This window comes from Pseudomonas sp. LS-2 (assembly GCF_003605735.1).
In the GTDB taxonomy this organism is placed as follows: Bacteria; Pseudomonadota; Gammaproteobacteria; order Pseudomonadales; family Pseudomonadaceae; genus Aquipseudomonas.
Window position 1 is genome coordinate 193,393 of record NZ_QXTJ01000016.1, and the last position, 24,710, is coordinate 218,102.

A 24,710-nucleotide genomic window follows, 5' to 3' on the forward strand; every position below is an offset into this window, starting at 1 on the left:
CGGCTGATCCATCGCTTCGCGACCGTCGTAACCTCCGATTGCTCCTACAGGGATCGCGGTGGACCGAGTTCTGAGGCGTGCCGCAAGCCTTGTAGGAGTGAGCTTGCTCGCGATAGCGGTGAATCAGCCATGCACGTGTCGGCTGAACCACCGCTGAGCGCTTGTGCCAGAAGCAGGTACCGGGTCAGCTGTCCTGCAGCCTTCTTCGCAACAACGCCTCGAACCCTTCGAGCGTCAGCGGTTCACTGAACAGAAAGCCCTGATAGAAGTGGCAATCGAGCTGCGAGAGGAAGTCCAGTTGCTCCTGCTTTTCCACGCCCTCGGCGATGATCGCAAGGTTCAGGCTGGCGGCCATGGCGACGATGGCGCGCACGATTTCGGCGTCGTTGGGGTCGCTGGTGGCGTCCCGGACGAAGGACTGATCGATCTTCAACGCATCCATGGGTAAACGCTTGAGGTAGGTCAGCGACGAATAGCCGGTGCCGAAATCGTCCATCGCAAAGCTGATGCCCATGCGTTTGAGGTGCAGCATCTTGGCGATGGTGTCGTCCAGATTCTGGATGACGATGCCTTCGGTGATTTCCAGCTTCAGCATGCGGTTGGGCAATTCATAGGTCAGCAGACAGCGCTCGACGCGCTCGACGAAGTCGGTCTGACGAAACTGGCGCGGGCTGATGTTCACGCACAGGCTGAAGTCTTCGGTGCCGATCAGGCCTTTGCGCAGCAACGCGCTGCCACTCTTGCAGGCCTCTTCGAGAATCCAGTTGCCGACCTCCAGAATCATCCCGCTTTCTTCCATGACCTGGATGAACTGATTGGGCGGCAGGTTGCCAAGGCTGGGATGCTGCCAGCGCAGCAGGGCTTCGGCGCCGACGATACGATTGCCTCGGGTATCGACCTGCGGCTGATAGCTGAGACTGAATTCGCCCCGCGCCAGGGCCAGGCGCAGATCGTTTTCCAGGCGCAGCCGGTCGCTGGCTGCCTTCTGCATGGTGCTGTGAAACATTTGCGTGGCATTGCGTCCAGAGTCTTTCGCCCGGTACAGCGCAATGTCGGCGCGCTTGAGCAGATCGGCGGGGGTTGAGCCATGGTCCGGGATCAGTGCCACGCCAATGCTCGGCGTGACCTGCAAACGATGGCCGTCGAGGAACATCGGCTCGGCCAGCAGTGCGCGCAGGGTGTCGGCCTGAGCGCGAACCTGCGCGATCACTTCATCACCGCTGCCCTCCAGACCGCTGATCAGCACCACGAATTCGTCCCCGCCCAGACGCGCGACCGTATCCTCCATGCGCACACTCGCTTCCAGGCGAGCTGTGATGATTTTCAGCACGCTGTCGCCCACGGGGTGGCCGAGGGAATCGTTGATGTGCTTGAAGTGATCCAGATCGAGAAACAGCAGGGCCCCACGCAGGTCGTGACGCTTGAGCAGGGCGATCTGTTGACTCAGGCGATCCATCAGCAGCGCCCGGTTAGGCAGGTTGGTCAACGAATCGTGGTAGGCCAGGTGCTGGATCTGCGCCTGGGCACTTTTCAGCTGGCTGATGTCGCGGGCGGTGATCAACAGGCACTGGATGTCATTGAGCATCAGCGGATCGATGGAGACGTCGGCGGTGATGATGTCGCCGTTCTTGTTGCGCCCCAGCAACTCACGGTTGCGAACCCGGCCGTGCTCTTCCATTTCCTGGATAAGACGCGTGCGTTGGGTGATGTCCGCCATGATCACGAATTCGAACACTGTGCGTCCGATGACCTCGCTGGCACTGTACCCGGTCAGGCGGCAGAAACCGTCGTTGACCTCCATGTAGCGCCCGGTGGCCTGCTCGGTGATGATGATCGCGTCGGGGCTGGAGTGAAATGCCTTGGCGAACTTCTCTTCGCTGGCCTTGAGTGCCTGTTGCGCGAGTTTGTGCTCGGTGTTGTCGATAAAGGTGCTTAACAGATACGGGCCAGCATCCAGTTCTATTTTCTGGGTGTAGAGAGTGCCGTCGTGAATGGCCCCGTCACGGGCACGCCACTGGCTTTCAAGATGGGCGGGCCTTGTCGAGGCTAGTGTTTTGGAAAGGGCCAGCTGGCGTTGCGGCGGATCCAGCCAGAGGCCTATTTCAAGGGTCGTCTTGCCCACGCACGCGTCAAGTGGCCAGCCGAAGGTGGTCTCGAAGTGACAGTTGGCATTGCAGATCAGGCCATCCTCGAAGCGAGTCAGTAACACCACATTCGGACTGAGGTTGAACAGCGTGGTGAAGTGTTTTTCCGACTCCTTTGCGGTCAGTGCCAGGCCGGTCATTTGAAAATGTGCGCTGTCTGCGGTTATGGGCATGTGATCACGAGCCTTGAAGGCATAAAGCCGGTATGTCGATCAGTGGACAGCAGCCGCTTTGGCGATGTCCGCCTGAGCATCCAGCAACGCCATGAACGCCTTGGCGGCGTTGGACAGCGTGCGTTCCGTGTGAACAATGTAGCCTAGCTGGCGGCGCAGCTGTATGCCCGGCAGCGGAATGCGCGCAACTTGCCCGTCGAGCATGGTTCTGGGCAGCACGCTCCATGCCAGGCCGATGGAAACCATCATCTTGATCGTCTCCATATAGTTGGTGCTCATGGCGATGTTCGGCTTGAGCCCCTGGGCTTCGCACAGACCGCTGACGATGTGGTGCGTGAACGTGTTGCCGCCGGGGAACACCGCTGGATAAGCCGCGATGTCGGCGAGGGTGACATTGGCGGTGGTGGCCAGTGGGTGCTCGGGGGCGGCGACGAAATCCAGCGGATCGTCCCAGACGGGCACCGCCTTGACCAAAGCGTGGGGATCCGGCGCCAACGTAATCACCGCCAGTTCGGCGCGGCCATGAAGTATTTCCTCATAAGCCACCTCCGAATCGAGAAACTCGATGTCCAGCGCGACTTGAGGGTAGGTGCGCGTAAAGGCTCTCAGTAAGGGCGGCAGGCGGTGCAGACCGATGTGGTGGCTGGTCGCAAGACTCAGGCGACCGCTGACTTCGCCGGTCAGATTGGTCAGCGCCCGCCGCGTATCGTCCAGCACATTGAGGATCTGATAGGCGCGGGGGAGCAGGGCGCGGCCGGCCTCCGTCAGGCTGACCTCGCGGCCGAGCCGATCGAACAGGCGTACATTGAGTTGTTGTTCAAGGCCCGCGATGCGTTTACTGATCGCCGGCTGCGTCAAGTGCAGGCGCTCCCCGGCGCCGGAGAAGCTGCCGGTCTCGGCAATGGCAATAAAGGCATTGAGGTTTGCCAGGTCCATATCGAATTCCTGTTGGTTATCCAAAGCATGAAAAATATGAATTTGAGTTATTTAAGCATATTCCATAGCATCTCCCCCACAAGCCAAGGGGTCTTTGAGTCGGCACCGTGATGTCGATGGCCCAAGGCACAGAAAAAGCTGATGAGGAAACCGTCTGATGGCCGGCAAAACGCTCTACGACAAGCTCTGGGATTCGCACTTGGTCAAACAGCGCGACGATGGTTCGGCGCTGCTGTATATCGACCGTCACATCATCCATGAAGTGACTTCACCACAGGCTTTCGAGGGCCTGCGCCTGGCCGGCCGCAAGCCTTGGCGCATCGACGCCAACGTCGCCACCGTCGACCACAACGTACCGACCACCCCGGACCGCAAGGACGGCGTCGATGCCATCGTCGATCAGGTGTCCCGTCTGCAGGTCAAGACCCTGGACGACAACTGCGACGAATACGGCATCACCGAATTCAAGATGAACGACGTGCGTCAGGGCATCGTTCACGTCATCGGCCCGGAGCAAGGTGCGACTTTGCCAGGCATGACCGTGGTCTGCGGCGACTCCCACACCTCGACCCATGGCGCATTCGGCGCGCTGGCTCACGGTATCGGCACCTCCGAGGTCGAGCACGTGCTCGCCACCCAGTGCCTGGTCGCCAAGAAAATGAAAAACATGCTGGTGAAAGTCGAGGGCAAACTGCCGTTCGGCGTGACCGCCAAGGACATCGTTCTGGCCATCATCGGCAAGATCGGCACCGCCGGCGGGAACGGCCATGCCATCGAGTTCGCCGGCAGTGCCATACGCGATCTGTCCGTCGAAGGCCGCATGACCATCTGCAACATGTCCATCGAGGCGGGCGCACGCGTCGGTCTGGTGGCGACTGATGAAAAGACCGTTGCCTACGTCAAGGGCCGTCCGTTCGCACCCAAAGGCGAGCAGTGGGACATGGCAGTCGAAGCCTGGAAAGACCTGGTCTCCGACGACGACGCAGTGTTCGACACCGTGGTCGAGCTCGACGCAGCGCAGATCAAGCCGCAAGTGAGCTGGGGCACCTCGCCGGAAATGGTCCTTGCTGTCGATCAGAACGTGCCTGATCCGGCGAAGGAAGCCGATCTGGTCAAGCGCGGCTCCATTGAGCGTGCATTGAAGTACATGGGCCTGAAGGCCAATCAGGCGATCACTGACATTCAGCTCGATCGCGTGTTCATCGGTTCCTGCACCAACTCGCGGATCGAAGATTTGCGCGCCGCCGCGGACATCGCCAAGGGCCGCAAGGTCGCATCGACCATCAAGCAGGCTATCGTCGTGCCGGGCTCGGGTCTGGTGAAAGAGCAGGCGGAAAAGGAAGGCCTGGACAAGATCTTCCTCGAAGCCGGTTTCGAATGGCGTGAGCCAGGTTGCTCCATGTGTCTGGCGATGAACCCGGACCGCCTGGAAAGTGGCGAGCATTGCGCGTCCACCTCCAACCGTAACTTCGAAGGCCGTCAGGGCGCCGGTGGTCGTACCCACCTGGTGAGCCCGGCGATGGCGGCAGCGGCGGCGGTCAACGGTCGTTTCGTCGATGTTCGTACCATGAGCCAGCACTGAGGAGCCCAGCATGAAGCCTTTTATTCAACACACCGGTTTGGTCGCTCCGCTGGATCGTGCCAACGTCGACACTGACCAGATCATTCCCAAGCAGTTCTTGAAGTCGATCCGTCGCACCGGTTTCGGTCCGAACCTGTTCGACGAGTGGCGTTATCTGGATGTGGGGCAGCCGTATCAGGACAATTCCAAGCGTCCGCTGAACAAGGATTTCGTCCTCAACCACGAACGTTATCAAGGCGCCAGCGTACTGCTGGCCCGCGAAAACTTCGGTTGCGGCTCCAGCCGTGAGCACGCGCCGTGGGCGCTGGAAGAGTACGGTTTTCGCAGCATCATCGCGCCGAGCTACGCCGACATCTTCTTCAACAACAGCTTCAAGAACGGCCTGTTGCCGATCATTCTGAGCGAAGCCGACGTCGATGAGCTGTTCAAGGTGGTCGAAGCCAACCCGGGCTACCAGCTGAATGTCGACCTCGCGGCGCAGACCGTGACCCGCGAAGACGGNTCAACGGTCTGGACGACATCGGCCTGACGCTGGTGGATGGCGACGCCATCGCGACATTCGAAAGCAAGCACCGCGCGACCCAGCCATGGTTGTTCCGCGACGCTTGAGGGGCATTGATAACCTGTAGCCGCCCGGCCGGACTGCTACAGTCGCAACGCCGCGATATCGACACAACCCGCTTTTCCCATCGGCGCTCCCGTAGCGCCGATGCACCTATTGAAACGAGGGCTTTATGAGCAAGCAGATTCTGATTCTCCCAGGTGATGGCATTGGTCCGGAAATCATGGCCGAAGCGGTCAAGGTCCTGGACCTGGCCAACGAGAAATATCAACTGGGTTTTGAATTCAGCCACGACGTCATCGGTGGCGCGGCCATCGACAAGCATGGCGTGCCGCTGGCCGACGAGACGCTGGAACGCGCCCGTGCTGCCGATGCCGTCTTGCTGGGCGCCGTTGGCGGACCGAAGTGGGACGCTATCGAGCGTGACATCCGTCCAGAGCGCGGTCTGCTGAAAATCCGTTCGCAACTGGGTCTGTTCGCCAACCTGCGTCCGGCGATCCTTTATCCGCAACTGGCCGATGCTTCCAGCCTCAAGCCCGAGATCGTCTCGGGTCTGGACATCCTCATCGTTCGCGAGCTGACCGGCGGTATCTATTTCGGCGCGCCACGTGGCACCCGCGAGCTGGAAAACGGCGAGCGTCAGTCCTACGATACGCTGCCGTACAGCGAGAGCGAGATCCGTCGCATCGCCCGTGTCGGTTTCGACATGGCCCGCGTGCGTGGCAAGAACCTGTGCTCGGTCGACAAGGCCAACGTTCTGGCGTCCAGCCAGCTGTGGCGTGAAGTGGTTGAGCAGGTGGCCAAGGACTACCCGGATGTCGAGCTGAGCCACATGTACGTGGACAACGCTGCCATGCAACTGGTCCGCGCGCCGAAGCAGTTCGACGTGATGGTCACCGACAACATGTTCGGCGACATTCTGTCCGACGAAGCGTCGATGCTCACCGGCTCCATCGGCATGCTGCCATCGGCGTCGCTGGATTCGAACAACAAGGGCATGTACGAGCCTTGCCACGGTTCGGCCCCGGACATCGCTGGCAAGGGCGTGGCCAACCCGCTGGCAACCATCCTGTCGGTGTCGATGATGCTGCGTTACAGCTTCAATCAGCACACTGCCGCCGATGCCATCGAGAAGGCTGTGAGCCTGGTGCTGGACCAGGGTCTGCGTACCGGTGATATCTGGTCCGAAGGCAATGCCAAGGTCGGTACCAAGGAAATGGGCGACGCCGTAGTCGCCGCGCTGCGCAATCTGTAATATCTCGGGCCCACTGCTGCAAGATCGAGCCGAAAGTCTCTCTGCGCACGGGGCCCCACTTTTAATTAAGGTGTAGTTGCGATGAAACGTGTAGGTCTGGTCGGTTGGCGCGGTATGGTTGGTTCCGTGCTCATGCAGCGCATGCTGGAAGAGCAGGATTTCGATCTCATTGAGCCGGTTTTTTTCACCACCTCCAACGTCGGTGGACAAGGTCCGTCAGTCGGCAAGGATATTGCGCCGCTGAAGGATGCCTACAGCATCGACGAGCTCAAGACCCTGGACGTGGTACTGACCTGTCAGGGCGGCGACTACACCAACGAGGTGTTCCCGAAGCTGCGTGAAGCAGGCTGGCAGGGCTACTGGATCGACGCGGCCTCGGCCCTGCGCATGCAGGACGATGCAGTGATCATCCTCGACCCGGTCAACCGCAAGGTCATCGATCAGCAGCTCGATTCCGGCACCAAGAACTACGTCGGCGGCAACTGCACCGTCAGCCTGATGCTGATGGGCCTGGGCGGTCTGTTCGAGGCCGGTCTGGTCGAGTGGATGAACGTCATGACCTATCAGGCGGCCTCCGGTGCCGGCGCGCAGAACATGCGTGAGCTGATCAAGCAGATGGGCGCGATCAACGCATCGGTTTCGGACGAACTGGCCAACCCGGCCAGCGCGATTCTGGACATCGACCGCAAAGTGGCCGAAGCCATGCGCGGCGAGAGCTTCCCGACCGAAAACTTCGGCGTGCCGCTGGCCGGCAGCCTGATCCCGTGGATCGACAAGGAACTGCCGAACGGTCAGAGCCGTGAAGAGTGGAAGGGGCAGGCGGAGACCAACAAGATTCTGGGTCGCTTCAAGAGCCCGATCCCGGTCGACGGTATCTGCGTGCGCATCGGCGCCATGCGATGCCACAGCCAGGCGCTGACCATCAAGCTGAACAAAGACGTTCCGATTGCCGATATCGAAGGCATGATCAGCCAGCACAACCCTTGGGTGAAGCTGGTGCCGAACAACCGTGAGGCGAGCATCCAGGAGCTGAGCCCGACTTCGGTGACCGGCACGCTGAACATTCCGGTGGGTCGTCTGCGCAAGCTGAACATGGGTTCGCAGTACCTGGGCGCGTTCACCGTGGGTGACCAGCTGCTGTGGGGCGCGGCCGAGCCGTTGCGTCGCATGTTGCGGATTCTGCTGGAACGTTGATTCGCTGTTTTTGCTGCACAAAAAAACCGCCTCCTGGGCGGTTTTTTTATGGGTTTACGTCAGGCCGGGCGCTTCACCGGTGCCACTGTCGACACTCAGACCCGCTCCGGCTGTGGATCGTCCTTTCTGCGAAGCAACAGCGTCCCTTGTTTCCAGTGCCTGCCGAAACGAATCCCTGGTACTTCGAGCCAGTAGTGGACGAGCATCGAGATGACGACTACCGCAATCACCACAAATGCCATCAACAGGTTGTCGTTCAGCGCGTCGCCAGTACTCAGGTAGCGGACAACGGTGCCGGTGGTTTCGCCTGGCCGGTCGACCAGTAACGAAATACCGGTGAATCTGGCCGCCACGGTGAGGCCGGTCGCGAGCACGAAGATCACGGCAGCGTGGGTCAGGTAAATCGACAGCCACAACCTGCCAAGCGCCGGAAACCAGCGCAGGCTCAGCAACCTTGAAATGACACCGGCCTCGAAGGCGAAGATCAGCACCGCCGCACAGAACAACAGGCCCAGCTCCAGGGTGATCGGTTGTTCGCCCTCGGTCATGAGCCAATAGATCGCCGCCAGCACGCCGATCTCCAGCACACTGGCGAGCCACGGCCCTGGCATCGCATCGTAGAGTCGCGCGTATAGGCGGTAGGTGATCGTGCCGGCGAAAAAGCACGAGGCACCCCACAGCACGTTGCGTGGAATCAGGTTGAAGTCTTTATAGAGCGCGATGAACGCCAGCACGCACAGCAGCGAGAACAGCTTGCGCGCCAGCCCCGGCAGGCAAAACAGAATGAGCGCGAAGATCATCCACAGATAGAACTCCACGCTGATGAACCATGCCGGGTAGTTGAACGACAGTGCATTGAACGTCGGCCACCATGCCTGGATCAGCAGCAGGTTCGGGAGAATTTCGCTGGGTGCACGGTCCCCGCTGAAAGCCGGGTAGCTCAGCGACAGGCCATAACGCTCAAGCACCAGCTTCAGGCATTCGAACGCGATGAAAAACAGCAGCACCGCGATGTGCAGCGGCATCACCCGACACGCCCGGGTCACCACGAATGCGCGGAGCTGGCGCGGCGTGGCGATGTTGCCAATGTAACGACGGTAAATCAGGAAGCCACTCAGGGCGAAGAAGTAGCCCACGAACTGACTGGCATTACGGAAGAACGTCAGCTCGGTGATGCTGCGCTCAATGTGTGTGTGGTGGACGATCAGTGCGAGTGCGCACAGGCCGCGAAAACTGTCGAGCACGAGAAATCGCTTCATCTGACGGGTCCTTTTGTAGATGAGTCTAGACGTAGAGGGGCAACTGCCCGCCTGCAAGCAATGCAGACGAGACCGGTAAAAGACAGGTCAGAGAAGGACGGGGAGGTTACCACCTTCGGCACTGAGGGCTGATGAGCGGTGGTCTGGCGTTTAGGAATTCGGTCGCCGAGTGCGTCGGAGTATGCCTCAGCAAATCCATGCGGCACCACATCCAAACAGATGATGCTGAGGTGCTTTCGTCGTAAAACCTGAATATCCCTATATATGGGACGATAATTTACATATTGAGATATTCCGCGATTCAGGTTTATAGTTCGTCCCGCATTCACTCATTAATAACAATCAGGTGAAGCCATGCAGGCGCAATTGATCGCGCTCGATTGGGGAACGACATCCCTTCGCGCGTATCGACTCGGCGAAAACGGCCGGGTACTGGAACATCGCTCGCTCAGCGCGGGCATCATGCAGTTACCTTCCACGCCTCGGCCGATTGCCGGCCAGATGTGCAGCGACGGCTACGAACTGGCCTTTGACGAGGCCTGCGGCGACTGGCTTGACGCCGAGCCGCGTCTGCCTGTGATCGCCTGCGGAATGGTCGGCAGTGCACAGGGCTGGCGTGAAGCCGTTTACCAGCAGACCCCCGCCAGTGTTTCCGCGCTCAGTTCTGCGCTGGTCACGGTCCGCAGCGCGCGCGGCGTGGACGTGCACATCGTCCCTGGTGTGCTTCAACGTTCCGAACTGCCGAACGTCATGCGTGGCGAAGAAACCCAGGTGCTGGGCATTCTGAGTGCGCTGCCAGCGGTCGAAGCGGCTCAGCCGCTGTTGATCGGCCTCCCGGGCAGCCATTCGAAGTGGGTGAGGGCGGTCGACGGCTGCATCGTTCATTTCGATACCTTCATGACCGGCGAAGTCTTTGCCGCGCTGTCCACCCACACCATCCTCGGTCGTACCATGCAACGCAGTGATGCGTTCGACGCGGCGGCGTTCGACCGTGGCGTGGCTGTCGCACACTCGTCGGCCGGTGCGGCGGGCCCTTTGTCGACCATCTTCAGTTGCCGAACCCTGGGCCTGACCGGCTCGCTGTCCGGCAGCGCTCAACCCGACTACCTGTCAGGTCTGTTGATCGGACACGAAGTCGTTGCCCTCGCCCAATTGCTGCGCCAGCAGGCGACCGATCTGCCTGCGGTGATTCTGATCGGCAGCGGCCCGTTGCTCGAGCGCTACCAGCGCGCACTCGATGCCAACGGCTTCCCTCAGGTGACACTGGCCGAGCAAGCCACCGAACGCGGTCTGTGGCAGGTCGCGGTTCAGGCAGGCCTGATTTCTTCCATTTCCGCGGCCGCTGCCCGGCCCCTTTCTGTAGAGAACTGAGATGCTCAAACACGCCCTCGCGCAAAACGGCCTGGTCGCGATCCTGCGCGGTCTGCGCCCCGAAGAAGCACCGGCTATTGGTGATGTCCTGTACAAGGCCGGCTTTCGCGTCATCGAAGTCCCGCTCAATTCCCCCCAGCCGTACGACAGCATCCGTCTGCTGCGTCAGAACCTGCCCGCCGATTGCCTGATCGGCGCCGGGACCGTACTGACCCCCGAACAGGTGCGTCAGGTCAAGGAAGCGGGCGGTCAGGTCATCGTCATGCCCCACAGCGATCCTGAAGTCCTGCGCGCCGCCAAAGCCGAAGGCCTGTTTCTGTCGCCCGGCGTGGCGACTCCGACTGAGGCCTTTGCGGCGCTCGCGGCTGGCGCCGACGTCCTCAAGATGTTCCCCGCCGAGCAGATGGGGCCAGCGGTGGTCAAGGCCTGGCTGGCGGTGTTGCCTGCGGGCACCGTGTTGCTGCCGGTGGGCGGCATTACCCCGGACAACATGAAGGTGTTCCTCGACGCTGGCGTGAAGGGCTTTGGCCTGGGCTCCGGGCTGTTCAAGCCAGGGATGAGCGCACAAGACGTGGCGGAGCGTGCCAGCGCCTACGTGACGGCCTGGAATCAGCTCCGTCCAGCGATCAAGGCTGACTGAATCGCCCCCGGGGCAGCGTTCCTGAATAACCGGTTTCGACTACAAGAGAGACAAGAAATGAAAATCACCAAACTCACGACCTTCATCGTTCCGCCGCGCTGGTGCTTCCTGAAAGTGGAAACCGACCAGGGTGTCACCGGTTGGGGCGAGCCTGTGGTCGAAGGCCGTGCGCACACCGTTGCGGCGGCCGTCGAAGAACTGTCCGATTATCTGATCGGCAAAGACCCGCGCAACATCGAAGACATCTGGACCGTGCTCTATCGCGGTGGCTTCTATCGGGGCGGCGCTGTCCACATGAGCGCGCTGGCCGGTATCGACCAGGCGCTGTGGGACATCAAGGGCAAGGCGCTGGGCGTATCGGTCAGCGATCTGCTGGGCGGTCAGGTCCGCGACAAGATTCGCGTGTATTCGTGGATCGGCGGCGACCGTCCGGCCGACACGGCGCGTGCGGCAAAAGAAGCGGTGTCCCGTGGCTTCACGGCGGTGAAGATGAATGGCACTGAAGAACTGCAATTCCTCGACACCTTCGAAAAGGTCGATCTGGCGCTGGCCAACGTCGCCGCAGTGCGGGACGCAGTGGGGCCGAACGTCGGTATCGGCGTCGACTTCCATGGCCGTGTTCACAAACCGATGGCCAAGGTGCTGATGAAGGAACTGGACCCCTACAAGCTGATGTTCATCGAAGAGCCGGTGCTCAGCGAGAACTATGAAGCCTTGAAGGAGCTGGCGCCGCTGACCAGCACCCCGATTGCCCTGGGTGAGCGCCTGTTCTCCCGTTGGGACTTCAAGCGGGTGCTGAGCGAGGGCTACGTCGACATTATCCAGCCCGATGCATCCCACGCCGGCGGCATCACCGAAACCCGCAAGATCGCCAACATGGCCGAAGCCTATGACGTGGCGCTGGCACTGCATTGCCCGCTGGGGCCGATTGCGCTGGCGGCGTGCCTGCAACTGGACGCGGCCTGCTACAACGCGTTCATTCAGGAGCAGAGTCTGGGCATTCATTACAACGAGAGCAACGACCTGCTCGATTACATCAAGAACCCTGAAGTCTTCGACTACGACAAGGGCATGGTGAAGATCCCGAACGGCCCAGGCCTGGGCATCGAGATCAATGAGGAATACGTCAAGGAGCGCGCCGCCATCGGCCACCGCTGGCGTAACCCGATCTGGCGTCACGCCGATGGCAGTTTCGCCGAGTGGTGATCCGTTAAGGCTCCGCGATCTGTGTAGCAGTCCGGCTTGCCGGCGGTGACGTCTTCAAAATCGCTACCGCCGGCAAGCCGCGCTGCTACAGAGGGCGCGGCGACTCCAAGAAAAACATACGCCCTCAGATAAACATAAAAAGAGGCACCCCCATGCGCACACAGACCTTGCCAGAGTCGCGGGCGATCACCGCCACGCCGACCCGCAAACGCTTTTTCATCATGGTCCTGCTGTTCATCACCGTCGTGATCAACTACCTGGACCGCAGCAACCTTTCCATTGCCGCACCCGCCCTGACCAGCGAGCTGGGCATCGACCCGGTTCACGTCGGCCTGATCTTCTCCGCCTTCGGCTGGACCTACGCTGCCATGCAACTGCCCGGCGGCTGGCTGGTGGATCGCGTGCCGCCGCGTATTCTCTACACCGTGGCGCTGGCCCTGTGGTCCATTGCAACGATCTTCCTGGGCTTCGTCGGCAGTTTCATCGGCCTGTTCCTGCTGCGCATGGCGGTGGGTGCACTGGAAGCTCCGGCGTATCCGATCAACAGCCGGGTGGTCACCGCCTGGTTTCCGGAAAAAGAACGCGCCACGGCCGTCGGTTTCTACACGTCCGGGCAGTTCGTCGGCCTGGCCTTCCTGACCCCGGTCCTGGCCTGGCTGCAGACCCGCTTTGGCTGGCACATGGTCTTCGTCGCCACCGGTGGCGTCGGCGTGCTCTGGGCGGCGATCTGGTACATGGTTTACCGGGAGCCCCGGGACTTCAAAGGCGTCAATCAGGGTGAAATCGACCTGATCAAAGAAGGCGGCGGGCTGGTCGACATCCAGACCGATACCGCAAAAGCCAAGGGCGCATTCAACTGGCAGGATCTGGGTATTGTCCTCAGCAAGCGCAAGCTGTGGGGGATTTACCTCGGCCAGTTCTGCCTGAACTCGACGCTGTGGTTCTTCCTGACCTGGTTCCCGACCTATCTGGTGAAGTACCGCGGCATGGACTTCATCAAGTCCGGGTTGCTGGCGTCACTGCCGTTTCTGGCGGCGTTCGTCGGTGTCCTGTGCTCCGGCTTCTTTTCAGACTGGTTGATTCGTCGCGGCCATACCGTGGGCTTCGCCCGCAAGTTGCCGATCATTGCCGGGTTGCTGATTTCAACCTCGATCATCGGTGCCAACTACGTCGAATCGACGCCTCTGGTGATCGCGTTCCTGGCGCTGGCGTTCTTCGGCAACGGTCTGGCGTCGATCACCTGGTCGCTGGTTTCGACGTTGGCACCCGCGCGTCTGCTGGGTCTGACCGGCGGCACCTTCAACCTGATCGGCAATCTGGCGGCGATTGCCACGCCGATTGTCATCGGCTTCCTCGCGTCCGGCGAATCCTTCGCTCCGGCCATTACCTATATCGCGGTGCTGGCGCTGCTCGGTGCTCTGTCCTACATCCTGCTGGTGGGCAAGGTCGAGCGCATCGAACTCTAACGGTTGGCACTCAAAAGAGCTGGCGACGATAATGCCGTCAGCTTTCCGATTCGATAAGGCGCGATATGCAAGACTCTTCCGACACCGCAGGCATGACCGGCAAAGACGTCGCACCCACAGGCACGCAAACCCTGCTGCGCGGCCTGGGCGTGGTTCAGGCCGTTGCCAGCGGCGCCCGCGACCTCAAGGAAATCGCCCGACTGATCGGCACCACGCGCAGCACAACCCATCGACTGGCCAGTTGTCTGGTGGAAGAGCGTTATTTGCGCGTGTTGCCCCAAGTGGGTTATCTGCTCGGGCCGAAGTTGATCGAACTGGGCTTTCAGGCGCGCGAGGAGCTGCCGCTGGCGATGCTGGCGCGGCCGTTCCTCGATGAGTTGTCCGCGTTGACGGGGGACACGGTCCACCTCGCGGTTCGCGACGGCGACGAGGTGCTTTATCTGCACAAGAACCCTGGTCGCAACGGCCCGGAGATGCGCTCGCGGGTAGGTCATCGCATGCCGCTGGCGCGCACGGGCATTGGCAAGGCGTTATTGCTGGACAGCCCGGAAAGTGAATGGCGGCGTCTGTACGACGTCAGCGTCCCGGAAGTGGCGAGAAATCCACTGTGGCCTGCCCATCAGGAACAGACCTGGGAGCAGGTGCGCGAACGCATGCACGAGTATGTGAAGGGTGGGTACGCGTTCGATCTGGAAGACAACGAGCCCTCGATTCGCTGTGTGGCCGCGCCCATTCGCGATGCCAGCAAACACATCGTCGCCGGAATCAGCATCGCCAGCACCGTGCCTTACATGCCACTGGAAAAGATGGCCGAGCTGGTGCCGGTGATCAGGGAAGTCGCGGCGCGGTTGTCGGCGGAGTTGGGTGGTTGAGCATTCTGCTTTTGTAGGAGCGCGCTTGCCCGCGATTGCGTCGTGTCAGTCAACAGAGGTGTTGCAGACAGATCGCAATCGCGGGCAAGCGCGCTCCTACGGGGGTGTTATCAGGCCTTCAGCGTCGCCATGTCGATCACGAACCGGTACTTCACATCGCCGGCAATCATGCGGCTGTAAGCCTCGTTGATGTTCTTGATGTCGAGCATCTCGATGTCGCAGCTGATGTCGTGCTCGGCGCAGAAATCCAGCACTTCCTGAGTCTCCGCAATACCGCCGATCAACGAGCCCGCGAGCACACGACGCNGGCTCGATCAGGCCCACCAGAATGTGTACGCCGTCGAAGCGCAGGGTTTCCAGGTAGGGGTTGAGGTCGTGCTGCACCGGGATGGTGTCCAGCAGGAAGTCGAAATGACCGGCGGCGGCTTTCATCTGCTCGGCATCGGTAGACACGATGACGTGATCGGCACCCTGACGACGGGCTTCTTCAGCCTTGCTCGCCGAGCGGGTGAACAGGGTCACTTCCGCGCCCATGGCCTTGGCGAACTTGATGCCCATATGGCCCAGACCGCCCATGCCAAGTACGCCCACCTTGTCACCCGCCTTGACGCCATAGTGCTTGAGTGGTGAGTAGGTGGTGATACCTGCGCAGAGGATCGGTGCGGCGGCCGCCAGATCCAGCTTCTCCGGGATGCGCACCACGAAATGCTCGCTGACCACGATGCTGCTGGAGTAGCCGCCCATGGTGTTGCTGCCGTCGATGCGGTCCGGGGTAGCGTAGGTCAGGGTCGGGCCTTCGAGGCAGTATTGTTCAAGGTCTGCGGCACAGGCTTCGCAATGACGGCAGGAATCGACCATGCAGCCGACGCCGACCAGATCACCCACCTTGTGTTTGCTCACGTTGGCGCCGACTTCGGTGACCTTGCCGACGATTTCGTGGCCGGGCATCAACGGGTAAACGGCGATGCCCCATTCGTTGCGCGCCTGGTGGATGTCGGAGTGGCAGACGCCGCAGTAGAGAATGTCGATTGCGACGTCGTCCGGACGCGGACTGCGGCGATTGAAGGTCATGGGGGCGAGGGGAGCCGTGGCCGATTGAGCGGCGTAACCGATAGCTGTGTACATGTGAAACCTCGCATAAATGATGACAGTGGAGGCGGTGCATTGTCCGCAGGCAGGCCATCGTCGGCCATGACCATTCCTACGTGTGTCATGCCTAATCCTCCGGACCTGCCCCATTCAATGCTGCGTCGTGCGGCAGATCTGCGATGATTGCACTGTCTAATCCTCTGTCCGGTTGCCCATGTCGCTGACTCTTCATTCCGATGCCAATGCCACGCTCGTTTCCCTGATCAAGCCGCTGGCCACCCGTCCTGGCTTCGTCGATACCCAGGTGCCAGGCGTGCAGGCGATGTCCTGGGATTACTACGTCGCCAGCAGCCCGCAGATTTATGAGCCGAGCCTGATCGTGCTGGCCCAGGGCAGCAAGCTGGCGCGTCTGGGGCCTCGTACGTTCGAGTATGGCGCTGGCCATTATCTGGTTCAGGCGCTCTCCGTGCCCTTCATGTGCGAAACCTTCGCCACCGAGCAGGAGCCGATGTATGGCGTTGCCGTGTCGATCGACCGAACGGTGCTCAGTGAGCTGGTGCAGGCCATGGGCGAGGCGCCGGATGTGAAGGTCAAGGCGCAGACGCCGGAATCGATGACCTCGGCCGAGCTGGATACGCCCATGCGCGAGAGCGTCGAGCGCCTGCTGCGCTGTCTGCACGATCCGGTTGATGCCCAGGTCATGGGCAGGGCGCGGGTGCGGGAAGTCGTGTACGCCGCATTGCGTGGACCGCAGGCGGGCGTGCTGCGTGCGCTGGTCGAGCAGCAAGGGCATTTCGCCCGGATCGGGGCAGCGTTGCAGCATTTGCGCGATCACTATAACGAGACCCTCAGTGTCGAGGACCTGGCCCGTTGCGCGAACATGAGCGCGTCGACCTTCCATGAGCATTTCAAACGCAGCACCTTGCTGTCGCCGGTGCAGTACCTCAAGCGCGTGCGACTGCTCAAGGCGCAACAGATGCTGATCGGTGAAGGCATGGGTGTGGCGCAAGTGGCGCACAAGGTGGGCTATCAGAGCACCTCGCAGTTCAGCCGCGAGTACAAACGCTACTTTGATCGCAACCCGGGGGAGGAGGGTGCGCAGATGAGGATTTCGGCTTGACTGGTGAGTACAAAGCGCCTGTTCGGGCGCGTTTTTGATCGTACATCATGTTCTGTAGCAGTCCGGCTTGCCGGCGGAAGCGATCTCAATTACGCCACCGCCGGCACGCCGTGCTGCTACATGGAATGTCTTTTACATATTCGGGTAAGTCGGCCCGCCCGCGCCTTCAGGGGTGACCCAGGTGATGTTCTGGGACGGATCCTTGATGTCGCAGGTCTTGCAGTGGACGCAGTTCTGCGCGTTGATCTGGAAGCGCTTGGCACCGTCTTCCTGAGTCACCACCTCATACACGCCCGCCGGGCAATAACGCTGCGCAGGCTCGTCGTATTTCGGGAGGTTGACGCTGATGGGAATGCTCGGATCCTTCAGCTTCAGGTGGCACGGCTGCTCTTCTTCGTGGTTGGTGCCCGAGATGAACACCGAACTCAGCTTGTCGAAGCTCAGCTTGCCGTCCGGTTTCGGGTAGTCGATCTTCTTCGAGTCAGCTGCCAGCTTCATGCACGCGTAGTCAGGCTTGTTGTCGTGCAGCGTGAACGGAATCTTGCCGCCGAACAGATTCTGATCGATGAAGTTGAAAGCGCCACCCAAGACCGGGCCGAACTTGTGGATTGCCGCGCCGAAGTTCCGGCTGGCGAACAGCTCTTCATGCAGCCAGCTGCCCTTGAACGCTTCGACGTAAGTGTTCAACGCATCGCCGCCTTCATTGCCGGCGAACAGCGCGTCGGCCACGGATTCGGCCGCCAGCATGCCGGACTTCATCGCGGTGTGACTGCCCTTGATCTTGGCAAAGTTCAGGGTGCCCAGATCGCAGCCGATCAGCGCGCCACCGGGGAAGACCATCTTCGGCAGTGAATTCAGGCCGCCTTTGCAGATTGCCCGTGCGCCGTAGCTGACGCGCTTGCCGCCTTCCAGGTACTGCTTGAGGATCGGGTGATGCTTGAGGCGCTGGAACTCGTCGAACGGCGACAGGAACGGGTTGGCGTAGGACAGGTCGACGATCAGACCGACCACCACCTGATTGTTTTCCAGGTGATAAAGGAAGGAGCCGCCCGTGTTCTCGGTGCCCATCACGTCCAGCGGCCAGCCAGCGGTGTGTACGACCAGGCCTTGCTGGTGTTTGGCAGGGTCGATTTCCCAGATTTCCTTCAAGCCGATGCCGTAATGCTGGGCGTCGGCTTCGCTGTCCAGATTGAAGCGTTTGATCAACTGCTTGCCGATGTGGCCGCGGCAGCCTTCGGCGAACAGCGTGTACTTGCCGCGCAGTTCCATGCCGGGCGTGTACAGGCCTTCTTTAGGATTGCCTTCGCGGTCGACGCCCAGATCACCGGTGATGATCCCGCGGACCACGCCATTCTCGTCGATCAGCGCTTCCTGGGCAGCGAAGCCGGGGTAGATTTCCACGCCCAGGTTCTCGGCCTGCTGGGCCATCCAGCGGCACAGGTTGCCCAGAGAAATAATGTAGTTGCCTTCGTTGTGCATGGTCTTGGGCACGAACGCGCCAGGGACCTTGGTGCCGGCCTCGCTGCTGGTCAGCACATAGATGTCGTCGCCTTTGACGGGAGTGTTCAGCGGTGCGCCGAGGGCTTTCCAGTCAGGGAACAGCTCGTTCAGAGCGCGGGGTTCGAATACCGCGCCAGAGAGGATGTGCGCACCGACTTCAGAGCCTTTCTCCACCACGCAGACGCTGATTTCCTGGCCAGCTTCGGCGGCCTTCTGTTTCAGACGGCATGCGGCGGACAGCCCGGCGGGGCCGGCTCCGACGATGACGACGTCGAATTCCATAAATTCGCGTTCCACTGGCTATCTCCTGATCAAGGCTCAACGGTATTTTTTTATAGGTCGCTAAAAACCGACATGCGGACAGGTTGTCATCCGAACGTCATCACAAAGGGGCGCATTATATCTACACCACCTTGAAGGTCCAATACAAACGTTTGTTTGAATCAGCTGGAACCCTGATAAATCATAGGGAGACGGCTTGTGACTGGCGTTTTTGTCGTATTGACCGGAATAGGCGTTCCGGTCAAGATACGGGCGGTTTTGCGCTCGCCGTAGGCTGACCGTCAGATCGGAGAACACCTCTGAAAGCGACGTCAGGGCCATGCGCCAATGTCGCTCGCTCCCCTGAACCCAGGCGGGGTGAAGTTTACACGGCGGATTGGCCGATAGCTTGGATTGCTGGGGGAGAGCGGTTGTTTTTTGCCGAACTCACCGTTAAGCAACGACGAATACGCTGTTTTCAAAGGTGTTCTTTACACTGACGTGTACCCATCGCCGGGCATCGCCTGGCGACTTCTTTTCACCGGAGAGTAACGAGGAATCCATGAAGGTTCTTGTAGCTGTCAAACGAGTGGTCGACTACAACGTCAAGGTTCGCGTCAAAGCGGACAACTCCGGCGTCGATCTCGCTAACGTCAAAATGTCGATGAACCCCTTCTGCGAAATCGCCGTGGAAGAAGCCGTCCGCCTGAAAGAGAAGGGCGTTGCGACCGAGATCGTCGTCGTTTCCATTGGCCCGACCACTGCTCAGGAGCAACTGCGTACCGCGCTGGCACTGGGAGCCGATCGCGCCATCCTCGTTGAATCCGCTGACGAGCTGACCTCCCTGGCCGTGGCCAAACTGCTCAAGGCGGTTGTCGATAAAGAGCAGCCGCAACTGGTCATCCTCGGCAAACAGGCCATCGACAGCGACAACAACCAGACCGGCCAGATGCTGGCCGCATTGAGCGGTTACGCTCAAGGCACCTTCGCATCGAAAGTCGAGGTCTCCGGTGACAGCGTCAACGTGACCCGCGAAATCGACGCCGGTGCGCAGACCGTTTCCCTCAAGCTGCCGGCCATCGTCACCACCGACCTGCGCCTGAACGAGCCGCGCTACGCGTCGCTGCCAAACATCATGAAAGCCAAGAAAAAGCCGCTCGAAGTGCTGACGCCTGACGCGCTCGGTGTGTCCGTGTCCTCCACCAACAAGACCCTGAAGGTCGAAGCCCCGGCTGCTCGCAGCGCTGGCATCAAGGTCAAGTCGGTTGCGGAACTGGTCGAGAAACTGAAAAACGAAGCGAAGGTAATCTAAATGACTATTTTGGTTATCGCTGAACACGAAAACGGCGCGATCGCTCCCGCCACCCTGAACACCGTTGCCGCTGCCGCCAAGATCGGTGGCGACATCCACGTTCTGGTCGCGGGTCAGAGCGTCGGCGCCGTGGGTGAAGCCGCCGCGAAAATCGCCGGCGTCGCCAAGGTGCTGGTTGCCGACAACGCTGCCTATGCGCATCAACTGCCAGAAAACGTCGCACCGCTGGTCGCCGAGCTGGCCTCCGGCTACAGCCACGTGTTGGCTGCCGCGACTTCCAACGGCAAGAACATCATGCCGCGCGTTGCTGCACAGCTGGACGTTGACCAGATCTCCGAGATCATCTCGGTAGAAAGCGCCGACACCTTCAAGCGTCCGATCTACGCCGGTAACGCCATTGCGACCGTACAGTCGTCGGCTGCCGTCAAAGTGATCACCGTTCGCGCCACCGGTTTCGACGCCGTTGCCGCTGAAGGCGGTTCTGCAGCTGTCGAAGCAGTGGCTGCTGCTCACGACGCAGGCAAGTCGTCCTTCGTCAGCGAAGAGCTGGCCAAGTCCGACCGTCCAGAACTGACCGCTGCCAAGATCGTCGTTTCCGGCGGTCGCGGCATGCAGAACGGTGACAACTTCAAGCACCTGTACGCCTTGGCCGACAAGCTGGGCGCTGCGGTCGGCGCATCCCGCGCTGCCGTCGACGCCGGTTTCGTGCCCAACGACATGCAGGTCGGTCAGACCGGCAAGATCGTTGCGCCACAGCTGTACATCGCAGTCGGTATCTCCGGCGCGATCCAGCACCTGGCCGGCATGAAAGACTCCAAAGTGATCGTGGCGATCAACAAGGATGAAGAAGCGCCGATCTTCCAGGTGGCCGATTACGGTCTGGTGGCTGATCTGTTCGAAGCGGTGCCTGAGTTGGAGAAGCTGGTCTAATCCAGCCGTCTGACTTATAAAGAGAGCCCGTTCGTTTCGGGCTGCTGAGCGCGTCGACTGTCTGATTTGCGGATAGCGCATGGGTTCTGCAGCCTTGAATGAGCGGGTTTTTTATTGGCTCCAGAAAAGGATGTTGCCATGTCGTCGCCCAGGCAGACGCTGACAGCGCTGATCGCCGGACTGCTGTTGTTGCCATCGATGGCAGTCGTCGCAGCAGGCAAATGTGACCGACTCATCGTAACCGGCAGTCCCGATGCGCCGCCCTATCTCTGGCGTGACCCGCAGGATCCCAGACGCCTCATGGGCGCCAACGCCGATCTGCTCAAGGAGGCGGCGACGCAAATAGGCATCAAGGTCGAGGTCCTGTTTGGTGGCAAGCGCAGTCAGGCGCTGGAAGAAGTGCGCACCGGGCGCATGGACCTGTTGGCCGACACGCCGCTCAATAACGCCGAACTTGAATCCCTGGATTTCATTCATCCTCCCATCGCTCAGAACGAGATCATGGTCTGGACGCGCAGGGGTCACGCGCAGCCTTTCAATTCGTTGGCGGATCTGCGGGGGCATCCCGGTGCGATGTCAGAGAAGACCCGCATCACCCCCGGCTTTGACAGCGCAGCGAAGGAACACCTGACGCTCGAGAGACAGCCCAATCTCACTCAGGCTTTTCAGAAGCTGATGCTGGGTCAGGTGGAGTTCGTACTGGCCGGTCGTTACGCGGGCATGGCGCTGACACAGACATTGGGGGTGGCCAACGACCTGACGGCGCAACCGCTGCCGCTTGATCGACCAGGGTTGTATCTGGCGCTGTCTTTCAATTCGGCCTGCAACGACCCGTGGTTGCGCGGACAGTTGGCGAAAAAAATGACAGAATTGGCCGCCTCGGGCCGCTCCAGTGAAGCCATCACTCGCAATCTGGAACTGTGGAAAGCTCAGTTACAGCAGTCGGCCAGCCCCACAAACCAGTAGGAACGTGTTTTGAGCTTCTTTTTGAAAACAAGACCTTTACTCGCCGCCATGGCAATCGCCTCGCTATTTGGCTGCGCCAACGATCCCGCGCCCAACGAACAGTTGAAACTCACCGAACAGGCTGTCGCACAGGCTGTCGCAGTCGGGGCCACCGACGATGAGCAGGACATGGCCGCCGCCCGCGCGAAGCTGGCCCAGGCGCAAGCGGACATGACGGACAAGTCCTACAAGGATGCGCGGATGCAGGCAGAGCAGGCTGAGCTGGATGCGCGGCTGGCTGAAGCGCGAGTGCTGACGCAGAAGAGCAATGAGCAACTGACGCAGGTGAATGCCCGCCTGGACCGTCTGCGCAAGCAGTTGGGGGCGGCGCAATGAACACCGTTCCTCGTGTATTGAGCGTCTGCCTGCTGCTGGGCAGTGCGGGGTTGTACGGTTGCGCCGGTCACCAGACCAGCGAAGCGGCCTTGCAGAATGCCAATGCGGATTTCCAGAAGGTCAAGGGCGACACCAATGTCCTGCGCAGCGCGCCGAAGGACGTCATTCGTGCGGGCGAGTTACTGGCCAGGGCGGAACGCCTCTCTGGCTATGTCGGCAGTGCGGACGATGTCGGCCACTATGCGTATCTGAGCAGTCGCTACAGCGCCATCGCTGCCGAACACAGCCAGTTGCTGCTCAATCAGGAGAAACTCGCCCGGCTCGAGCTCGAACGCCAGCGCCTGCAATTGGCCTTGCGTGAAGCCAAGCTGGCCGGTGCGCAACAGCAGGGCAAGTGGGCGGAAGATCAGGTCATCAGCCTGTCGACCCAGCAGAACGAGCGCGGTCTGGTCATGACGCTGGGCGACATGCTGTTCGATACCGGCCGAGCGGAGCTGAAGAGTTCGGCGAACCGAACGGTGTTGAAGGTTGTGCAGTTCTTGCAGTTCAACCCCAAGCGTGTGGTGAGAATCGAAGGTTACACCGACAGTACCGGCGACAGCGGGGAAAACTTGCAGCTGTCTCGTGATCGTGCCCAAGCCGTTGCGGATGTCCTGTCGGATCTGGGCATTGAGGATGAGCGCATTCAGGTCGAGGGGTACGGCGATCAGTTTCCTGTGGATGTGAACACTTCAGAACGCGGTCGGGCGCAAAATCGTCGGGTCGAAATCGTGTTTTCGGATGAAAAAGGGCGTTTGAGCGCTGCTCGCTGATTATATTTTTCAATCTGGCCCGGTTTCTTCATCAGAAACCGGGCTTTTTGTTGTAAAAAGCCCCGTAATTTGGCGGTTTTGGCGCATTAAAATATTAGGCACTCCTAAGTTTGACTAGCCGACGACTCAACTGTCCCCGTACACTTCTCAACTGTTTCAGTACGACGGCGAATTGTTTGCGGGTGACGTGCGCAACGATCGCCGTGAAAGCCTGTATTCGAGGGACGCGAAATGACCAATCTTCTGCTGTATCAACGTATCGCTCAGCAGTTGGCCGAGGATATCCGTCGAGGCGTTTATCAACCCGGCGAGCGCGTGCCCTCCGTACGAAAAATGAGTTCTCAACTCAATGTAAGCCATGCCACAGTCTTGCAGGCTTACGCCAATCTCGAAGATCAGGGCTTGATCAGGGCCCGCCCCCAATCCGGTTACTACGTCCACCAGACGCCTGCGCTGACCGCACCCACCCCGGACATTGCGCGGGTCGAGCGGCCGGGGTTGGTGACCCGGGCGAGCATCATCCAGCAGGTTCTGGTGGAGGCGCGTCGCGAAGGTGTGTTCGCGTTCGGTGCTGCCGTTCCTCATATCGACTACCTGCCGCTGCGTGCCCTGCATCAGCAACTGGCCAAGGTCACGCGGTTCCAGAGCCCGCGCGCTTTCAACTACATGTTCAGTCCCGGGTTCGAGCCGCTGCGACGCCAGGTGGCGATCCGCATGCGCGATGCGGGCGTGGTCGTAGACCCTTCCGAAGTGGTGATCACTCACGGGTGTGTCGATGCGTTGCAGATGTCACTGCGCGTGCTCACCAGTCCTGGCGATCTGATCGCCGCCGAGTCACCGACCTATTACGGTTTGCTTCAACTGGCGGACCTGTTGGGTCTGAAGGTCATCGAGATTCCCAGCGACCCGAACACCGGTATCAGCCTCGAAGCCCTGCAACTGGCGGCCAATCAATGGTCGATCAAAGCACTGGTGATGACCTCGCGTTTGAGCAATCCGCTGGGCAGTACGATGCCGGAAGAGCGTCCGAAACATTTGCTGCGCCTGGCGTCGGATTTCGACATTCAAGTCATCGAAGACGATATCTACGGTGAGTTGATGTACGAGCAGAATAAAACCAAGGCTTTGAAGGCGTTCGACCGCCTCGGTCGCGTGATTTACTGTTCGAGCTTCTCCAAGACGTTGTCACCCGGGGTACGGATCGGCTGGATGATTGCCGGTAAATACCAGGCTGAAATCCAGCGTTTGCAGACCTTCAGCACACACTCGGCGTGCAGTGTGACGCAGATGGCGGTGGCGTCTTACCTGGAAAACGGCGGCTATGACCGGCATCTGCGTTTCATCCGTCAAGAGCATCGCAAGAATCTCAGCGCGTTTCAGCTGGCTGTGCAGCAGATGTTCCCCGAGGGGACGCAAATCAGTCGTCCGGCCGGTGGGTTCATCCTGTGGATCAGCCTGCCTGGCAGGGTCAATACCCAAGAGCTGCACGTGCGGGCATTGGAGCAGGGCATCAGCATTGCGCCGGGTCTGATTTTCAGCAATACCGAGCAGTTCAACCATTGCATTCGCTTGAACTGTGGCCTGCCGTGGAATCGCGAAGCGGAACGGGCGCTGATGACGCTCGGGATGCTGGCGAAACAGCTGTGCCAGGACGCTGGTCAGGCTTGGTGAACTCCCGGTCATCA

Annotated in this window: 18 protein-coding genes and 5 pseudogenes; 17 read left to right on the forward strand and 6 right to left on the reverse strand. The window is 60.4% G+C overall.

Going from position 1 to position 24,710, the window contains the following annotated elements:
- Positions 1-184 precede the first annotated feature (184 nt).
- Together D3M70_RS11600 and D3M70_RS11605 are read right to left on the reverse strand one after the other, a co-directional pair.
- A pseudogene (locus D3M70_RS11600) lies at positions 185-2,269 on the reverse strand (putative bifunctional diguanylate cyclase/phosphodiesterase); the annotation flags it as partial.
- 87 nt (positions 2,270-2,356) lie between these two features.
- Entirely contained in the window at positions 2,357-3,253 is an 897-nt protein-coding gene (locus D3M70_RS11605; RefSeq protein WP_120125899.1) for a LysR family transcriptional regulator, read from the reverse strand.
- Positions 3,254-3,410: 157 nt separating this feature from the next.
- On the opposite strand from D3M70_RS11605, the gene leuC reads away from it, so the two are divergent.
- The 5 genes and pseudogenes from leuC to asd all read left to right on the forward strand — a co-directional run bounded on the left by leuC (position 3,411) and on the right by asd (position 7,846).
- Positions 3,411-4,835: a 3-isopropylmalate dehydratase large subunit gene (leuC, locus tag D3M70_RS11610; RefSeq protein WP_120125900.1), complete on the forward strand. Its 1,425-nt coding sequence runs from the start codon at positions 3,411-3,413 to the stop codon at positions 4,833-4,835.
- 10 nt (positions 4,836-4,845) lie between these two features.
- Positions 4,846-5,336 (forward strand): annotated as a pseudogene (gene leuD / locus D3M70_RS11615) (3-isopropylmalate dehydratase small subunit); the annotation flags it as partial.
- A gap of 1 nt (position 5,337) precedes the next feature.
- Positions 5,338-5,444: pseudogene (locus D3M70_RS33055) on the forward strand (3-isopropylmalate dehydratase small subunit); the annotation flags it as partial.
- Between the two features lie 125 nt (positions 5,445-5,569).
- Complete coding sequence (gene leuB, locus D3M70_RS11620) at positions 5,570-6,652, forward strand: 3-isopropylmalate dehydrogenase (protein ID WP_120125901.1); 1,083 nt, start codon at positions 5,570-5,572, stop codon at positions 6,650-6,652.
- 81 nt (positions 6,653-6,733) lie between these two features.
- Positions 6,734-7,846 carry an aspartate-semialdehyde dehydrogenase gene (gene asd / locus D3M70_RS11625; protein WP_120125902.1) on the forward strand — a complete coding sequence of 371 codons (1,113 nt, stop codon included), beginning with the start codon at positions 6,734-6,736 and terminating at the stop codon, positions 7,844-7,846.
- A gap of 95 nt (positions 7,847-7,941) precedes the next feature.
- Here the strand turns inward: asd and D3M70_RS11630 are convergent, their stop codons facing one another.
- On the reverse strand, positions 7,942-9,105 hold the full coding sequence (locus D3M70_RS11630) for an acyltransferase (RefSeq protein ID WP_120125903.1): 1,164 nt from the start codon (positions 9,103-9,105) through the stop codon (positions 7,942-7,944).
- A gap of 354 nt (positions 9,106-9,459) precedes the next feature.
- Between D3M70_RS11630 and D3M70_RS11635 the strand changes: the two genes are divergently transcribed.
- The 5 genes from D3M70_RS11635 to D3M70_RS11655 all read left to right on the forward strand — a co-directional run bounded on the left by D3M70_RS11635 (position 9,460) and on the right by D3M70_RS11655 (position 14,660).
- On the forward strand, positions 9,460-10,476 hold the full coding sequence (locus D3M70_RS11635; protein WP_120125904.1) for a 2-dehydro-3-deoxygalactonokinase: 1,017 nt from the start codon (positions 9,460-9,462) through the stop codon (positions 10,474-10,476).
- 1 nt (position 10,477) lies between these two features.
- Entirely contained in the window at positions 10,478-11,116 is a 639-nt protein-coding gene (locus D3M70_RS11640; protein WP_120125905.1) for a 2-dehydro-3-deoxy-6-phosphogalactonate aldolase, read from the forward strand.
- A 57-nt stretch (positions 11,117-11,173) separates the two neighbouring features.
- Positions 11,174-12,322, forward strand: a complete 1,149-nt coding sequence (gene dgoD, locus D3M70_RS11645) for a galactonate dehydratase (RefSeq protein WP_093459239.1) — start codon at positions 11,174-11,176, stop codon at positions 12,320-12,322.
- Positions 12,323-12,474: 152 nt separating this feature from the next.
- Positions 12,475-13,788: an MFS transporter gene (locus D3M70_RS11650; protein WP_120125906.1), complete on the forward strand. Its 1,314-nt coding sequence runs from the start codon at positions 12,475-12,477 to the stop codon at positions 13,786-13,788.
- A gap of 65 nt (positions 13,789-13,853) precedes the next feature.
- A complete protein-coding gene (locus D3M70_RS11655) occupies positions 13,854-14,660 on the forward strand; it encodes an IclR family transcriptional regulator (RefSeq protein WP_120125907.1) in 807 nt (268 codons plus the stop codon).
- 110 nt (positions 14,661-14,770) lie between these two features.
- On the opposite strand, the pseudogene D3M70_RS33060 reads toward D3M70_RS11655, so the two are convergent.
- Both D3M70_RS33060 and D3M70_RS11660 read right to left on the reverse strand, forming a co-directional pair.
- A pseudogene (locus D3M70_RS33060) lies at positions 14,771-14,966 on the reverse strand (NAD(P)-dependent alcohol dehydrogenase); the annotation flags it as partial.
- Position 14,967: 1 nt separating this feature from the next.
- Positions 14,968-15,785, reverse strand: a pseudogene (locus D3M70_RS11660) (NAD(P)-dependent alcohol dehydrogenase); the annotation flags it as partial.
- Between the two features lie 178 nt (positions 15,786-15,963).
- On the opposite strand from D3M70_RS11660, the gene D3M70_RS11665 reads away from it, so the two are divergent.
- Positions 15,964-16,869 carry an AraC family transcriptional regulator gene (locus D3M70_RS11665; protein WP_120125908.1) on the forward strand — a complete coding sequence of 302 codons (906 nt, stop codon included), beginning with the start codon at positions 15,964-15,966 and terminating at the stop codon, positions 16,867-16,869.
- 132 nt (positions 16,870-17,001) lie between these two features.
- Here D3M70_RS11665 and D3M70_RS11670 read toward each other — a convergent pair whose 3' ends face one another.
- Positions 17,002-18,666, reverse strand: a complete 1,665-nt coding sequence (locus D3M70_RS11670) for an electron transfer flavoprotein-ubiquinone oxidoreductase (protein ID WP_120125909.1) — start codon at positions 18,664-18,666, stop codon at positions 17,002-17,004.
- A 526-nt stretch (positions 18,667-19,192) separates the two neighbouring features.
- On the opposite strand from D3M70_RS11670, the gene D3M70_RS11675 reads away from it, so the two are divergent.
- The 6 genes from D3M70_RS11675 to D3M70_RS11700 all read left to right on the forward strand — a co-directional run bounded on the left by D3M70_RS11675 (position 19,193) and on the right by D3M70_RS11700 (position 24,696).
- Positions 19,193-19,942 (forward strand): electron transfer flavoprotein subunit beta/FixA family protein, encoded by a 750-nt coding sequence (locus D3M70_RS11675; RefSeq protein WP_120125910.1) that lies wholly within the window; start codon positions 19,193-19,195, stop codon positions 19,940-19,942.
- Positions 19,943-20,872, forward strand: coding sequence for an electron transfer flavoprotein subunit alpha/FixB family protein (locus tag D3M70_RS11680; protein ID WP_120125911.1), 930 nt, complete (start codon positions 19,943-19,945; stop codon positions 20,870-20,872).
- Between the two features lie 138 nt (positions 20,873-21,010).
- Positions 21,011-21,838 carry an ABC transporter substrate-binding protein gene (locus D3M70_RS11685; RefSeq protein WP_120125912.1) on the forward strand — a complete coding sequence of 276 codons (828 nt, stop codon included), beginning with the start codon at positions 21,011-21,013 and terminating at the stop codon, positions 21,836-21,838.
- Between the two features lie 21 nt (positions 21,839-21,859).
- Entirely contained in the window at positions 21,860-22,213 is a 354-nt protein-coding gene (locus D3M70_RS11690; RefSeq protein ID WP_375232952.1) for a DUF4398 domain-containing protein, read from the forward strand.
- Positions 22,210-23,025, forward strand: coding sequence for an OmpA family protein (locus D3M70_RS11695; RefSeq protein WP_120125914.1), 816 nt, complete (start codon positions 22,210-22,212; stop codon positions 23,023-23,025). Before D3M70_RS11690 ends, D3M70_RS11695 begins: the two co-directional genes overlap by 4 nt.
- A gap of 231 nt (positions 23,026-23,256) precedes the next feature.
- The gene (locus D3M70_RS11700; protein WP_120125915.1) at positions 23,257-24,696 is read left to right on the forward strand and encodes a PLP-dependent aminotransferase family protein; all 1,440 of its coding nucleotides are present in this window, start codon (positions 23,257-23,259) and stop codon (positions 24,694-24,696) included.
- The last annotated feature ends 14 nt before the right edge of the window (positions 24,697-24,710 follow it).